Source organism: Bradyrhizobium sp. MI1.3, from assembly GCF_055811695.1.
Genome location: NZ_JBVVPQ010000065.1, coordinates 1 through 14,049, shown reverse-complemented (window position 1 = coordinate 14,049; position 14,049 = coordinate 1). Strand labels below are relative to the sequence as shown.

At 60.1% G+C, this 14,049-nt stretch carries 9 protein-coding genes; 2 read left to right on the top strand and 7 right to left on the bottom strand.

Annotation, left to right across the window (positions count from 1 at the left end):
* Positions 1-14: 14 nt before the first annotated feature.
* The 7 genes from AC0L3A_RS32070 to AC0L3A_RS32040 all read right to left on the bottom strand — a co-directional run bounded on the left by AC0L3A_RS32070 (position 15) and on the right by AC0L3A_RS32040 (position 12,378).
* The gene (locus AC0L3A_RS32070; protein WP_473255862.1) at positions 15-1,172 is read right to left on the bottom strand and encodes an acyltransferase family protein; all 1,158 of its coding nucleotides are present in this window, start codon (positions 1,170-1,172) and stop codon (positions 15-17) included.
* Positions 1,173-1,387: 215 nt separating this feature from the next.
* A complete protein-coding gene (locus AC0L3A_RS32065) occupies positions 1,388-5,299 on the bottom strand; it encodes an RHS repeat domain-containing protein (protein WP_473255861.1) in 3,912 nt (1,303 codons plus the stop codon).
* Between the two features lie 516 nt (positions 5,300-5,815).
* Positions 5,816-6,919 carry a hypothetical protein gene (locus AC0L3A_RS32060; RefSeq protein ID WP_473255860.1) on the bottom strand — a complete coding sequence of 368 codons (1,104 nt, stop codon included), beginning with the start codon at positions 6,917-6,919 and terminating at the stop codon, positions 5,816-5,818.
* A gap of 284 nt (positions 6,920-7,203) precedes the next feature.
* Positions 7,204-8,478 (bottom strand): glycosyltransferase family 4 protein, encoded by a 1,275-nt coding sequence (locus AC0L3A_RS32055; RefSeq protein ID WP_473255859.1) that lies wholly within the window; start codon positions 8,476-8,478, stop codon positions 7,204-7,206.
* Positions 8,479-8,505: 27 nt separating this feature from the next.
* The gene (locus AC0L3A_RS32050) at positions 8,506-9,663 is read right to left on the bottom strand and encodes a cellulase family glycosylhydrolase (RefSeq protein WP_473255858.1); all 1,158 of its coding nucleotides are present in this window, start codon (positions 9,661-9,663) and stop codon (positions 8,506-8,508) included.
* A 223-nt stretch (positions 9,664-9,886) separates the two neighbouring features.
* Positions 9,887-11,068 (bottom strand): glycosyltransferase, encoded by a 1,182-nt coding sequence (locus AC0L3A_RS32045; protein WP_473255857.1) that lies wholly within the window; start codon positions 11,066-11,068, stop codon positions 9,887-9,889.
* 224 nt (positions 11,069-11,292) lie between these two features.
* Entirely contained in the window at positions 11,293-12,378 is a 1,086-nt protein-coding gene (locus AC0L3A_RS32040) for a glycosyltransferase family 4 protein (protein WP_473255856.1), read from the bottom strand.
* A gap of 379 nt (positions 12,379-12,757) precedes the next feature.
* Between AC0L3A_RS32040 and AC0L3A_RS32035 the strand changes: the two genes are divergently transcribed.
* Together AC0L3A_RS32035 and AC0L3A_RS32030 are read left to right on the top strand one after the other, a co-directional pair.
* Positions 12,758-13,765, top strand: a complete 1,008-nt coding sequence (locus AC0L3A_RS32035) for an NAD-dependent epimerase/dehydratase family protein (RefSeq protein ID WP_473255855.1) — start codon at positions 12,758-12,760, stop codon at positions 13,763-13,765.
* Positions 13,766-13,789: 24 nt separating this feature from the next.
* On the top strand, positions 13,790-14,049 hold a 260-nt coding region (locus AC0L3A_RS32030; RefSeq protein ID WP_473255854.1), incomplete at its 3' end, for a sugar phosphate nucleotidyltransferase.

Here is a 14,049-nt window from a genome sequence, read left to right as displayed (position 1 = left end):
GAAGCGAGCGGACGTCAGTTGGCGGCCTGCTCCGTCTCGTCGAAACGCACGGACGTCTTGGCGACGGACGTCTTGTTGGTGACAGACGTCTGGGCGGACGATTGCACTTTGCGAGGTGATCCAAATCCGATGTCGGCCGCACGATTGATCAGCCGCCGCGCCGGGTTCTCGAAATAGGCATAGGTGCGATCGGCGATGATGGTCAGGATCGCGCAGCAGGCCAGGGCGAACAGGCCAAATTGATCCGGGCGCAGCCCAAGCGCGGTCCACAACGGCTTGAATACGGCGATGAGGACGGCGTCGTGCAGCATGTAGATCGAGTATGAGGTGTTGCCGAGTCGCCCGAGGAGGCGGCTACCGGGAATTTGCACGAAGGCGCTCTCCCCGACGGCGGTGAGCAGGATCGCGCAGGAGAACAGAATGATGGCCAGATCCGGCTTGGCGAAGATGTTCAGGACAAGCACGGAGATCCCGAACAGGGCGATACCAGCGAAGACGACCGGCTTGTGCCGATACGGATGCGACAACCTGAACAATATGGCGAGCAGGATTCCATTCAAGAAGCTCGGCAGCGCACGGAGCATCCCGTAGTCGTAATTGGCTCCATACATCTGCGATCGTTCCTGCCAGATCGGCAGATGGCCGTGGGCCAGGACCAGATAGAGCGCCGCGACGATGGCGGCCAGCACCAGCGGATGGACCTTGCGTGCAAGCAGCATAAGCAGGGGAAAGATCAGATAGCAGAAGAATTCCGCGCTGATCGACCAGGACGGAGAGTTGAAGCTCAAATGATCGGTAACGCCCCAAGCTTGAAGCAGCACGAGGTTGTACAGGAAGTCCAGCGGCGTCGACCTTCCCGATCGGTCCAGACCGAACCCGATCAGCAATACGAACACGAGTAAAGTCAGAAAATGCAGCGGATAGATCCGCGCAATGCGGCGGATCATGAACCGGGAATATGCCTTGAGACCACGCGCGTCAGACGGATAGGAATAGGAGATCACGAAACCGGACAAGATGAAGAACATGTCCACGAGAAGGCCATAAGATCCGTTCCAGACCGGTGCGATGCCGCTGTCGATGGTCTTCAGATGGAAAATGAAAACGCCGAGAGCGGCAACGAAACGATAGAAGTCGAGAACGACGAACCGTCTTGTTTCATTGGCTTCCATCGCGTGTCGAATTCCTTGCGTGAGGCGACCTTCTGCCTACCGGTCAATTGTGACGCAAGTTCGCTGGGCCGGCGTTCGACGGCAGGCGAATAGCGACTATGCGGCTTCTGCCTCGCGACAAGGCAGCCGCCTAATTATTGAACGGCGCCGGGACTTGCCTGAGCTGGTCCCGGCGCCTGAGATATTGATCCGATCCTGCGGACAATTCGCCGTGGTCAGACGAACAGGAAATCGTGGCTCGTCAGGCTGGCGACGTTGACGTTCTTCAGGAGGATCGAGTCGCTGGCCGAAAGCGTGACCAGGGCGTTCGTGCCGGACTGCGTGATTTGCAGATGGCCGTAGTCCGCGGCGAGGAGCTTCGAGATCTGGATCACGTCGTGAGTGGTGGCGTCGCCGGCCTGGAAGTTGACGATCTGGTCTTGGCCGTGATCGTAGACGACTGTGGTCGAGCTCGGCGCCGCCGAGAACAGGTCATTGCCGGCCCCGCCCTGGATCGTCACGCCGCTCGCAACCGCCGTGACGTTGTGTGTGCCGTCGGTTTTGGTGTCGTCGAAGAACTGGAGTGCATTGGCCGAATTGTAGTTTTCGTGCTGCGTCGTGCCGGCCTGTCCGTTGAAGTTGAACAGGAAGACGTCCTTCGAACCGTCGGCGTTGTTGGCGATCTCCTGGGTCTTGGAACCGGAGCCGTCGTAGATGTCGGTCAGCTTGCTGCCGTCGTTGTTGGTGACCTGGGTATAGTCCAACGTGCCGTCGGCGTGGGTCCGGGTAAGCTCGACGATATGCCCGGAGGCATCGAGGTGCTGATGCTGCGTGGTGTAGGACTGCCCCTTGATGTTGTAGCTCCAATTGTCCGACGTGCCATCGGCGTTGGTAATGTACGCCGCGGTCTTGACGCCGTTGGCGTAGGCGGTCGTGGAGCTATAGCCGTCAATCTTCGTCGTCACCTCGCTGGTCAGAACGCCCTTGGCGTCGTACCAATCCGAGGTTTTGGTCCCGTCTGAGCTCTGGACAAGCGTGAAGGCGAGGCTGCTATCGGCGTGGGTGCGCACGATGTTGGTGAGGAAGCCGGTCGAATCGTAGCTGTCGTGCTCGTTCGTGTAGGTCTGCCCCACGATATTGAGCTGGAACACATCCTTCGAGCCGTTGGCGTGGTAATCGGTCTCCGTCATCTTGACGCCGGAGGCATTGTAGTTGCTCACCACGCTGCTGCCGTCGCTATTGACGACCTGGCTGTAGTCGAGCGACCCGTCGGCATGCGTGCGGACCACTTCGGTCGTGACACCGGAGGGGTCGAGGTGCTGGTACTGCGTGGTATAGCTCTGACCTGTTATATTGTAGCTGTAATTGTCGTGGCTCTGGTCCGCATTGGTGATGTAGGCCGCGGTCTTCACGCCGTTGGTGTAGATCGTCGTTGCGCTGTAGCCGCTCGTCTTCTCCAGGACTTCACTGGTGAGGATGCCGCTGGCGTCGTACCAGTCCGAGACCTTGGTGCCGTCGCTGCTCTGCTGCAGCTTGAAGGCCAGGCTGCCATCGGCGTGCGTGCGAACCAGCGAGGTGAGGAAGCCAGCCGCATCGTAGATGTCGTGCTCGGTTGTGTAGGTCTGGCCGGTTACGTTGAGAAGCCAGATATCCTTGCTGCCATCGGCGTTGTAGTCGGTTTCCTTCGTCCTCGTTCCCGCTGCGTCGTAGTTGGTGACGACGCTGCTGCCGTCATTGTTGATGACCTGCGTATAGTCGAGCGTGCCGTCGGCATGCTTGCGGGTCACGGCCGTGATCTTGCCGGAGGGATCGACGTGCTGGATCAGTGTGCTGTAGCTCTGGCCGGTGATGCCATAGGCGTAATTGTCCTGGCTGCCGTCGGCATTCTTGACATAGGCGTTGGTCTTGACGCCATTGCTGTAGAGCGTCGTCGAGCTGAAACCGTCGGCCTTTTGGACGACTTCGCTGGTGAGGCCGCCGGCGGCATTGTACCAATCGGTCGTCTTGGTGCCGTCGGTCGTTTGCGCCAGCTTGAACGCCAGGCTGCCATCGGTGTGGAGGCGGGTCAGGGTCGTGAGAAAGCCGGTCGTATCGTAAACGTCGTGCTCAGTCGCATAGTTCTGGCCCTTGATGTTGTAGGTCCAGACGTCCTTGCTGCGATCAGCATGGTAGTCGGTCTCGACCAGCTTGACCCCCGTGGCGCTATAGGTGGTGATCACGCGACTGCCGTCGCCGTTGTAGACTTGTGTCGAATCGAGCGAGCCGTCCGCATGGCTGCGGACCACGGACGTGACCTTGCCGGTCGAATCGAGGTGTTGGACCTGGCTCGTGTAGCTCTGGCCCTTGATGTTGTAGGTATAGTTGTCCTGGGTGTGGTCGGCGTTCTTGACATAGACCGTGGTCTTCACGCCGTTGGTGTAAAGGGTCGTCGAATAATAGCCGTCCGGCTTTTGCACGACTTCGCTGAGAAGCCCGCCGGTCGTGTTGTAAGTGTCGGTGGTCTTGGTTCCGTCGGTAGCGGAATGGACGGAGGTGGTCTTTACGCCGCCGGTGTAGCCGATCGCGTCTTTGGACCCATCGGTGTAGACGATCGTGGTCGAAGTAGGCAGTCCGCTTGCGTTCAGGCCGGTATCCGCTTTCGACAGGAGGTTGCCGCCGGCGTCATACGTCTTCGTGCTGCTCCAGGTCGCGGCCGAGTTCGTGACCGAGAAGGAATGGCCGCCCTGGATCTTGGACAGCGCACTACCGTAATGCGCGATCATATAATCCATCGTCGCTTTCGAAGCGACGGGCAGGACATGCGAGTCGGTTAGCGTAATGGTTTTAAGCGCCGTCGACGTGCTCAGGTCGGACAGTTGCGGCACGATCTCGGCAGCCGTGCCGCTGACACTGGTTCGGGTGTCAGGCGGAATCGGGGTGGTCGCGGGCGCGTCGATCTCGATGATCAGCGGGTGATCGCTGACCGGAATCGTAATCGTGCTGACGTCGGTGTAGCTCGCGATCGCGGTGGTCCCGGTCAGCGTGTCGTACACCTTGACCGAGTGATGCATGCCGCCCAGATTCACCGTGACCGTCTGGGTCGGATTGGAGATTTCGGCATCGGCCGCATCATTCCAGAGCTTCGGCTCCGCCCAGACGACAAGCTCGTAGGCGCCATTGCTCTTGCCGAGCACCATGCTGGTGCCCAAGGCCGGCATGTTGCTCAGCGTGTAGTTCAATGGATTAGTCGGCTGCAGGCCGCCCTTGCCGTCATCGGCCAGAATGCTCGTCAGGTTGTGAATTGCCGTCGCGGCGAGCTTCGGCGTTCCGTCGGAGTTGAATAAGCCGAAGTTGGCTTCGGGATTGGTGTTGCTGGCAGACGAGTCGCGGTCGAACATCTCGTAGAGATAGGTCGCACTCACGCCAGCCTTGTAGGCATCGACCAGGGTGTTCAAGATCGACTTGGCCTGCACCGTCTCGTCGACGCCGAGATACTGGGTGTTGGCTTGGGTGGTGTAGCCGGTCTCCGTAATCACGACGGGCTTTCCCGGCGCCGCGGTCGAGACGGCGCTCAAGGTGGCAGCAAGTGAGCTGCTGGTCGTCAAGCTGGTGCTGACATAGGCATGCGCATTGGCGAAATCGACCGAGCCCGACATGTTGCCGAGCTGGCTGTAGCCCTGGGGATCGTTGTAGGCGAGCGACAGATTGAAGACGGGAATGCTGGAAAGCGTGCCGTCTGCCTTGACCGCCTGATAGAGCGCGCTTTGGAACTGGGCCGCGGCGCCAAGGCTCGAGCTGCCATTGTAGCTGAAGGGCTGGTGATTGGCCTCGTTGAGCCCCTCCATGGCGCTGATGCTGCCCGGATGGCTCGCCACGAACTTCTCGAGCGACACGATATACTTCTGAAGGCCGGCGGTGCCCAGCTGGGGCAGGGCGGATGACACCAGGAAGTCGAACTTGTAGCCGGCCGCCGCCAGCCCTTCGACGACCGGTTGTGCGGCGGGGCTGGTTCCCATCGCGTCGCGGAGATGGGTGACGCCGAGGTACTTCAGGTCATCGACCATCAATGCGAGGTTATTGTAGTCGGTCCACCCGAAGCCGGCATGCGTGTTGACGCCGATGGAGTTGATGAAGCCGCTTGCGGAGAGGACGGTTTGATCTGACGACATTTCACACTCGAATTTCTACGCGAACGAAATTGCTCGCAGGGATTTGCGTTCAACCTTCTCGATCGAGTGTGAATTTCAGATAAAAATCGGAGCTACAAATCGAGAGCGATCAGCAGTTCCTCGCAGGAACAGGTCGACTCTGATTCAAGACAATAACGATGTCGTGCCGACGCAGCATGACCTGAACATGGCGCTTCCAAGAATTCGCAGAGTTTCACTGCTGAATATATGCGCATGTCGCGCTTCAATGATGCATGTGAAGCCGGCGCGGATGCGGTGTGGGACGTTGTCAGGCTGAGGGGATGCGCTAGTAAAATTTTGACGGTCAGTCCGATAGCTTCGGCGGACGCTATACTTACAAGCGAGTATATCGCTTGATATTCTCGTGCTGGTTGTCTGTCGTTTGCAGGGCGAAGCAGATGATGAGTTCCATAGCAGGAACTTCGTGGACACCAGCAGAGCGTCAGTAGCGCCTTGAGCTCCAAAAGAGGATTTGCCAGGGGACCGGTCGACAGATCAGCTTGGGCGCGCCAGGAGGAGAAAGTTTCCGCGCCAGCCGACCGCACCCGTGACAATTGCGGCGATGACGATTTTTCCGGCAAGCCACGCCACCGGTTCGCTCGGCGCATGACTTAACGATCCGATCAGGATGGCGGCTATGAGCGCCTGAAGCACCAGGGGCCAGCGCGGGAACGCCTCGAATCTCAGGGTAGGTCCAAGTCCGGCCAGGATCGCTGCGAGCGTGGCGATCGAGGCGCAGGTGACGGCTGCTTGTGGCGACAGGCCGGCCCAGACGGCAACCAGGGAGAACGCCGCAACCATTGCAAGCTGCCCGGCAGCGATGAGGACGAGCCTGGTCGCGAGCTTTTCCAGGTGGGGGACGACCGCGATTGTTGCCTGCAAATGGGTATGGAGGAAGTAGAAAGCAGCAACCGCCGGCCCTGTCGCCAGGAAGCCCTCGACGCTCTCCCGCGGAACCAGGATGCGGGCCGCGTCCGGAATGAAGGCGACAAGCCCGCCCAGCAGGACGAGAGTTGTGCAGATCATGAACTCGAACATGTGCCGCGTCGATTGTCTCGATGTCGTGGCGCTCCCGTGCTCGAAATCATTGACCACTTCAGGATAACTCACGGTGTGGATCGCCGCGTTGAGGACCCAGAAGGGACGTTGCAGCAGGTCGAGCGCAATGGAAAATCCTGCACCGGCTCCTGTGGCGCCCAGTCGCCCGACGACAATGATACGGAGCAGAACTGGCACGGACAAATGGATCACGGACGCGCCGGCCGCAAGCATGCCGTAGCGCGAAAAGTCTTTCCAGTCAGCCAGCATTGTTCGCGGCGACACGCGATCCAGCGGCGTGCGATATGCGACGAGACCGGCAAGGAGTCCAAGCAGGTGACCCGATGCGATGCCGAGCAGCGTCGCTTCGGCCGTGCCCGAGATCATTCCGCCCGAGACGGCCCCGCCCAAAAGAGCCGTCGCACGCAAGGCAAGAAGGCAGGAGGCGGTTCCCAGCCGGTTCGACAGGCGTACCGACAAGAAATACAAATCGGTCGAGCCCTGAAGAACGGCCACGCTCAGGCCGAGGGCGACCAGCCGTGGCGTGAGGCCGCTGATCAAGGAGGCGCAGCTCCCGACTGCAACGAGCGCAGCGGCGCTCATGAGCGCCGCTGCAAAGAGCGACGATCTCAATCGAGCAGCCTCGCTCTCCTTGGCGGCCGCAAGAAACCGCAGTCCCGCGAGCTGCAGCCACTCGAACATGAGGACGCAGAGCAACTGGCTCGAGGCCATTGCGAGAGAATAATTGGTGTAGTCGGCGGCAGGCAACAGGTGACTGATCACAAAGATCAGGATGATCGCTGCTGCGCTTTGGTAAACGTAGCCGGCGATCGCGAAGAGACGTGTCATCTCGGAATGAAGCTACTCTTTGCCACCGCATGCGCTTGTGGCGTCCCGGCTATTGCCGGGCGCACGGACGACATCCGTCGCTCACGCAGTTGTTCATACAGGTTCTTGTACGACGACAATACGTCGGAAAAGATCCACTTGTTCGTGTCCGCGATAAGCCGACGGCTGATCTCGTCGATCTTGTGCGGATCCGCAGCGATTTCGCGCATGCTCCTGGCCAGGGATTGTGGATCCGCTTCGGTCAACCACCCCGTTATGCCATGCTCGATCGCCTCCGGCATGCCGCCAAAATGCGTACCGAGCAGCGGTCTGCCTGCCGCCTTGGCGTCCGCGACGACGAGCGGGCCAGGATCGTGCCAGATGGACGGCGCGACCACGACGTCGACCTGCCTGTAGAACTCGTCGGGAGATACGAATCCCATGAACTCGACCCGTGCATGCGGCGCCAGTGCGCTCAGGCGCTGTTGTTCCTGATCGCTCAAGCGGCCGGCAATCATCATCCGGATCCGATCAGGCGGCAGCATGGCAAGCGCTCGCATGAGATTGTCGATGCCCTTCTCCTCGGTGATCCGTCCGATGAAGCCGAAGGTCACTTCCGTCGTGCAGACAGGCCGCGGGTAGGGTGAGCGCGGCGGCTCGGTCGAGGCATTGCGAATGACGGTGCGGATTGGCGTCTCGGCAAACATGCCCATATCGGTGTGAATGGAAAGGACGCGCGCGCTGACGCCGACCACGGCATCGAGCCAATGGGTGGCCCGCTTGCGGTGGTACGTCAGGATCCCACAGCTCGTACATGTGCGTTCGCAGGAGTGCCCCTTGTCGAAGCGGGAGCAGCGTGGACACGTCAGATAGTAATCATGAAGCGTGTGCAGGACCGGAACTCCGAGTTTGGCAGCTACCCGCCAGATCGCCGTGGTCAGGCCCGATAAATTATTGGAATGCAGAACGTCCGGCTTGAAGGCGCGAATGCGCTCCGCGATCATCGGGGCCTGGATCTGCCAATCGTCGATCGCATGCCAGATGCTTCGTTTCACGACGTTCTTTCGTTCCGTGAACGGCGCATAAACGTTTTGCACTGGTGCGGAATAGACGTTGATGCCGTTGCATAGTTCACGCCCCTGCTCGGGCGCAGGTGCGGCGCGTACCACCTCGACCTCGTCGCCGCGCTGAGCCAGGCCCTCGGCAAATCTCCGCGCGAAGATCTCTGCTCCGCCGACGATCTTCGGTGCCTGCGGGGTCGGATAAAGTGTGGATGTCAAAAGGATCTTCATCGCGTCAACCTCTTTGTGCCGATCCGATTACCGTGCCGGCCGTATATCCAGTGCGGGAATGGTGTCATTGTTGGTGGAGATCAGGACCGGCGTGCTCGAAACCGGCAGCCAGGTCCCGGAGGCTGGCCTTGCGGTTGCATCGCAGGGGGCCGCGAAAGTCGCGCCCGGCAGATCGCCTCTGATGCGGACCTCGTAGCGTCGATCCGGATCCTCGGACCAGACCGCGACTTTGCCGCCGGTGGTCGAGGATGCTCCGATCGACATCACCCCGTTGGCAAGGCTTCTACGTTCCGCGGTTAGGGTGGAACGGATGAATGCCCAGGCGCCACGCGCCGCGCAAGCTGCGGGTTTGGGCGAATTGTCGAAGCCGTAGAGGCCAAAATTGTCCTCCAGCTCGGCTGGATTCTGGCCACTGTTCTTGAGCTCATAGATCCACATCCCCTTGAGCCAGCGCGCCGCTGTCGAGGCCCACAGGATGAGCTGTGCCGTGCTATCGGCCTGGGCCTGCTCGCTGACACCACATTTGTTCGAAGCCGTGGTCCAGCCAGTCTCGGTCACGTAAATGGGGAAGTCGGGATTGCCGCTCGCTTGGCCGACCAGTCGATGGAACGCCGTGAGCCGGTCGATAATCTCGGTCGAATTGCGCTTCGCCGGCGCCATGCAGAAATTGTAAAGATGAATCGAGGCGCCATCTGCGTATTGAAGGATGCCGGTTTGCAGCATCTTCTCCGTCCACGCCCAACCGGGATCGTCGCCGATCGCGCCGACGACGAAAGGCGCATTCGGCACCGCCTGCTTGACCGCCGGTCGCGCCGCCTTGGCGAGGGCCAGGTAATTCTCCGCCGAGAATGAAGGGTCCTTCTTGGCTGCCAGATTCCACTCGTTCCAGAGTTCGAAGATCGGGCGCTGCGGCGCTACCGATCGCGCGGCCGCTGCCGCATAGTCCGCGAATCGCTGCCGGGCTTCGTCCGTTGTCGGGGGCGACGAATTCGGCACGAGGTGATGTCCGAATGCAAGGATGAGGAGCGGCCGGGCGATGCCGGACTGAACCTGCGCGTCGAGCCTGCCCAACCGCGGCGTGAAGCCCATCCGACGCCCAGGCAATTCGAAATCAGACCAGGGAAAATCGTCGCGGAAGGCGTTAAAGCCCAGTTGCTTGATCTGGCTGACGTTCACGGAGGGCACGTAGCCTCGCGAACTGACCGGCCCTCCCAGTCCCTGGTGGGTGCCGATACCCAACAGGAATCTGCTTTCAAGCGTCTGAGCCTGTTGAGCGCATGCCGGGACAGACAGAGAAACAGACGCAATGAGGCTCGCGATCCAGAGCAGCCCGTTGCGACCCAAGGTGCTGTGGTCTGCCATCGCCTAGATCATACTCGTCATTATTTCTCGCCTGCCGCGACTCACCTCAAAAAGGCTTCGAGAGGTCCGATTGCAGTGCCACGCTCTGCTCGACCCCACTCTTGTTGTCGTCGAGGAGTTCGACATAGACCTGATGCAATTGGCGGTGTGTCTTCTGAACGTCATAAAACTGCTTGAAGCGATCGTAGCCGCGTTGCCCCAGGACCTTGAGATCCAGATCGAGCATCCGTCGGAAGCCGTCGATGAGAGGTTGAACCGCGACAGGCTCGCAAAGCACGCCAGTGACTCCGTCAACGACGATTTCAGGGAGCGCTCCGCTGTGGAAGGCCAGGATGGGCTTGGCCGCGCGCATCGCTTCCAGAGCGACGAGGCCGAAGGCCTCCCATCGTGACGGGATGACGACGAGATCGGCCGCCTCCAGCTGAGCCTCGATTTGCTGACGATCCAGCCAGCCTAGCAGCGAGACGTTGGCGGGAACCGCAGCTCCGTCGAACTTATTGACCACGGAGGCGCCGACAATGCGAACATCCAGGACATCTTCGAGGGATCGTGCGGCCTCGATCAGGAGGTCGAAGCCCTTTTGTCGATCAAGACGGCCGATGAAAAGGACCTTGGCCTTCTTTGAAGTCCAATCTGTCGCAACGCCGTGCGGCAGTGGGCGGCTCTTGGAGATGCCATTGTGCACCAGGGTCAGACGGTCAGTCGGAATTCCCGCCCGAACCGCTTCATTGAATTCATCGCCGGAAATGCAGATGATACGATCCGACGTGCGGGCCAGAAGAGTCTCTGCAGCTTTTGCCGCCAGATGGCTCAGGCGGCCGGTCTCTCGCGAGAATGCCCAGCCATGCGGGCAATAGACGACGCGAGGACCTTCAGAACGAGCGGCCAACGCGGGCCGTAGAACGAGTCCGGCAAACGACGAATGGAGATGCATGACGTCAGGCTTGAAGGCGTCGAGCGCCTGCATGCTCGCCCGCAGCATCTGAAATAGTCCGGCGATGCTGCGGCCCGATCTGTCGAAGGTCGTGATCTGGCTATCATCGATTCCAACGAGGTCGTGGCGATGATCCGATGGCACAATATAGTGCACGTTCTCCGCGCCGAAGCTCGCTTGTTGCTGCGGATGCAATTCGTTCAGGTAGCTCGCTATCCCACCCCGGATGGTTTCCGCGACATGCAGCACCTTCACCGCCTGCCTTGCGGAGGATTGAGTTGGGAAGATCGACATGGCGCATCCTTAATTGAGCATCAATGGATGCGATCACAATCCATCCAATCCATAGCGAGATTTGGGCAGCGGTGTGGTGTTGTTGCGCCGCGATGCTGAAGCTCGCGTCCGTCGAAGTCGAACGTGCGCATGGAACCCGTTGGACGCCGAACCGCTGTCAGCAGCGTGCTTGAGACAGCTGCACGCAGAATTTAAGCGCTCTCCGCCAAACCGGCGGCGCCTCGCTATGCGCGCGACGCGAGAAAATCCAACAGTGCTCGCGCCGAGTCTTGCCACGAGTATAATGCAAGACGATCCTGTTGCTTTCTGCGTTCCTGATCAGAGATTGCGCCGACTGCCAACCTTTCGAGCATAAGCTGTTTCAGCGCTGGAGCGTCGTTGGCGCAAAAATAAGCAGCTGCTTCGCCGCACGTTTCCATCACCGCGTCAGCCGTCGAGGCTATGACCGGACAGCCGAAGATCATGGCTTCAAGTGGCGGTACACCAAAGCCCTCGTAAAGAGAGGGGAAGACGAACGCCAGAGCGTGTGCATACAGAGCTGCAATCTCCCCGTCCGCCAGACGTCCCGCCAGAAGCAGGCCCGATTCGCTCTCGCCCAGATTGTCTTGAAATACCTTGCTGTTGTCACCGCCGACAATGACGAGCGGAACGTCCTTTCGTTCGAGCAGCCGCGCCGCCTCGATTGCAACGGCGAGATTCTTGTTCTTGGTTCTGGAGCCGACAAAGAGAAAATATTTTCCTGGCTGAAGCCCTAGTCGGTCGAGAATACCGGGATCAGGCGTTGTGGACGCGAAATGCTCCGCGCTGTTGGGGAATATCGGAATGTCGGTTTTCGAAAGGCCAAGCATTGCAGCCAGTTCATTGCGAGAAAAAGCCGATACGGTTGCGATCGTGGCCCGGCGCGCAAGCAGGCGCCCCATCGTTCGGTGGACGGCCAGATAGCGCCAATTGAAGAAATCGGGCCGGCGGAAGACCTGTGCGTCGTGGATGACGACAATATGATCACGATGAAACACAGGTCCGGCATTGGCTAGACTGATCAGGCGACCTCCAGTGGCAGCGCGCGCAAGTTCAATCTGATCCCAGGCATGTCCGCTCAACCGTCCGATCTTGCGTACCTTGATGTGGGCGAGATTGATCGCTTCGCTCGTCTCGCTCGGCACGAGCAATTGCCACTCGGCTCCTCTGAGGGCAACGGGCAATTGGTCGGAAGCAAGCAGGGCATCGATCGCTTTGACCAGTTCGGCGGCATAACGCTGAACGCCGGTCAGCTTTTGCGAGAGAAAGCGGCCGTTGATGAAAAGCTTCAATTTTGTGCCGTTCGGGTTGTCGATGCCACAAAGCGTGGGTCGCGATTTGTGCTTTCGAACCAAATGTGAGCACGGAAAGAAGCAGCCCGAAGGCACGGAATTATGACGACATCGGTCGTGTGATCGCGCTGTTCGTTCGGCGCTCCGGGAACACTTGTTGAAAATCTTGCCGGGCAGCCGGGAGCCCTTTATGGGCGCGCATCCGATGTTTCGTCGGCAGGCAAAGGGCGCCCCTTCTGGTTAACTTGGGAAGGCTGACATCCGAAGCGCCCGGCATTAAGCTTGCCGATGCGAGGCGGCTGTTCTCCAATGCTGAACCCTTGCCTCTACCGGTTCAGTCTGGCAATGCGGTATATGAGGACGGACAACGGAGTTTATTTTGGCCCCCGTGGTGGTTACCGGCGCTGCCGGCTTCATCGGCATGCATGTCTGTGAGCGCTTGCTTGCGCGCGGGGAACGAGTTGTCGGCATCGACGCAGTAACTCCTTACTATGATCCGGCGCTCAAGCGCGCTCGCCTCGAGATGCTCAAGCATGATGCTTTCACGTTCCACGAGATCGACCTTGCAGATTTCGCTGCGGTGACGCGTGTGTTCGACGAGGTCTCGCCCGACCGCGTGGTGCACCTTGCGGCGCAGCCCGGCGTGCGCGCCTCGATCGACGACCCAATCACCAGCATCCGCGCCAATTGTGATGGCTTCGTCACCGTGCTCGAAGCCGGCCGGCGCCACGGTCTGGCGCATCTCGTCTACGCCTCGTCGAGCTCCGTGTATGGCGCCAATCGCACCTTGCCGTATTCGACCGAGCATTCGGTCAATCATCCGGTCAGCCTCTATGCCGCGAGCAAGAGGGCCAACGAGCTGATGGCGCACACATTCGCACATGTTCACAAGCTGCCGGTGACCGGTCTTCGCTTCTTCACTGTCTATGGTCCATGGGGCCGGCCCGACATGGCCGCCTGGCTCTTCACGCGCGCGATCTTTGCGGGTGAGCCGATCAAGCTTTTCAATAATGGGAATATGTGGCGCGATTTCACCTACGTCGACGACATCGTCGAGGGCGTGATCCGCACCCTCGATCGGCCCGCGACGCCGAATCCCGCGTGGAACGCCGAGCAGCCGGAAATCTCGTCGAGCTATGCGCCGTATCGCGTCTACAACATCGGCAACAATTGCTCGGTCAATTTGATTGAGTTCGTCGAGACACTGGAGAAGATCATCGGCAAGCCCGCGATCCGCGCGCTTTTGCCGATGCAAGCTGGCGACGTCCTCGAGACGCGCGCCGACATTTCGGCCCTGCAACGCGACGTCGGCTTCACGCCCTCGACGCCGCTGGCGGATGGCTTGGGCCGCTTTGTCGAATGGTATCGAAATTATCACCGCGTATAAACCCCTCTCTTGAGTAGCTCACACGTGTCCCAAAAAATCATCCCCCTGATCATGTGCGGCGGTGCCGGAACGCGGCTGTGGCCGGCTTCGCGCGAGGTGCGGCCCAAGCAGTTCCTGCCGCTGTTCGGCACGCGCTCGACCTTCCAGGACACGCTGTTGCGCGTCTCGGAGGCCTCGCTGTTCGATCGCCCGATCGTCATCACCAATGCCTCCTACCGCTTCATGGTGCTGGAGCAGCTCGCCGAGATCGGCATCGAGGCCGACGTGATCCTCGAGCCGATGCG

Excerpts from the sequence above, each read along its gene's own strand:
- AC0L3A_RS32045 (WP_473255857.1), bottom strand. The coding sequence starts at position 11,068 with ATGTCGATCTTCCCAACTCAATCCTCCGCAAGGCAGGCGGTGAAGGTG.
- AC0L3A_RS32055 (WP_473255859.1), bottom strand. The coding sequence starts at position 8,478 with ATGAAGATCCTTTTGACATCCACACTTTATCCGACCCCGCAGGCACCG.
- AC0L3A_RS32070 (WP_473255862.1), bottom strand. The coding sequence starts at position 1,172 with ATGGAAGCCAATGAAACAAGACGGTTCGTCGTTCTCGACTTCTATCGT.
- AC0L3A_RS32065 (WP_473255861.1), bottom strand. The coding sequence starts at position 5,299 with ATGTCGTCAGATCAAACCGTCCTCTCCGCAAGCGGCTTCATCAACTCC.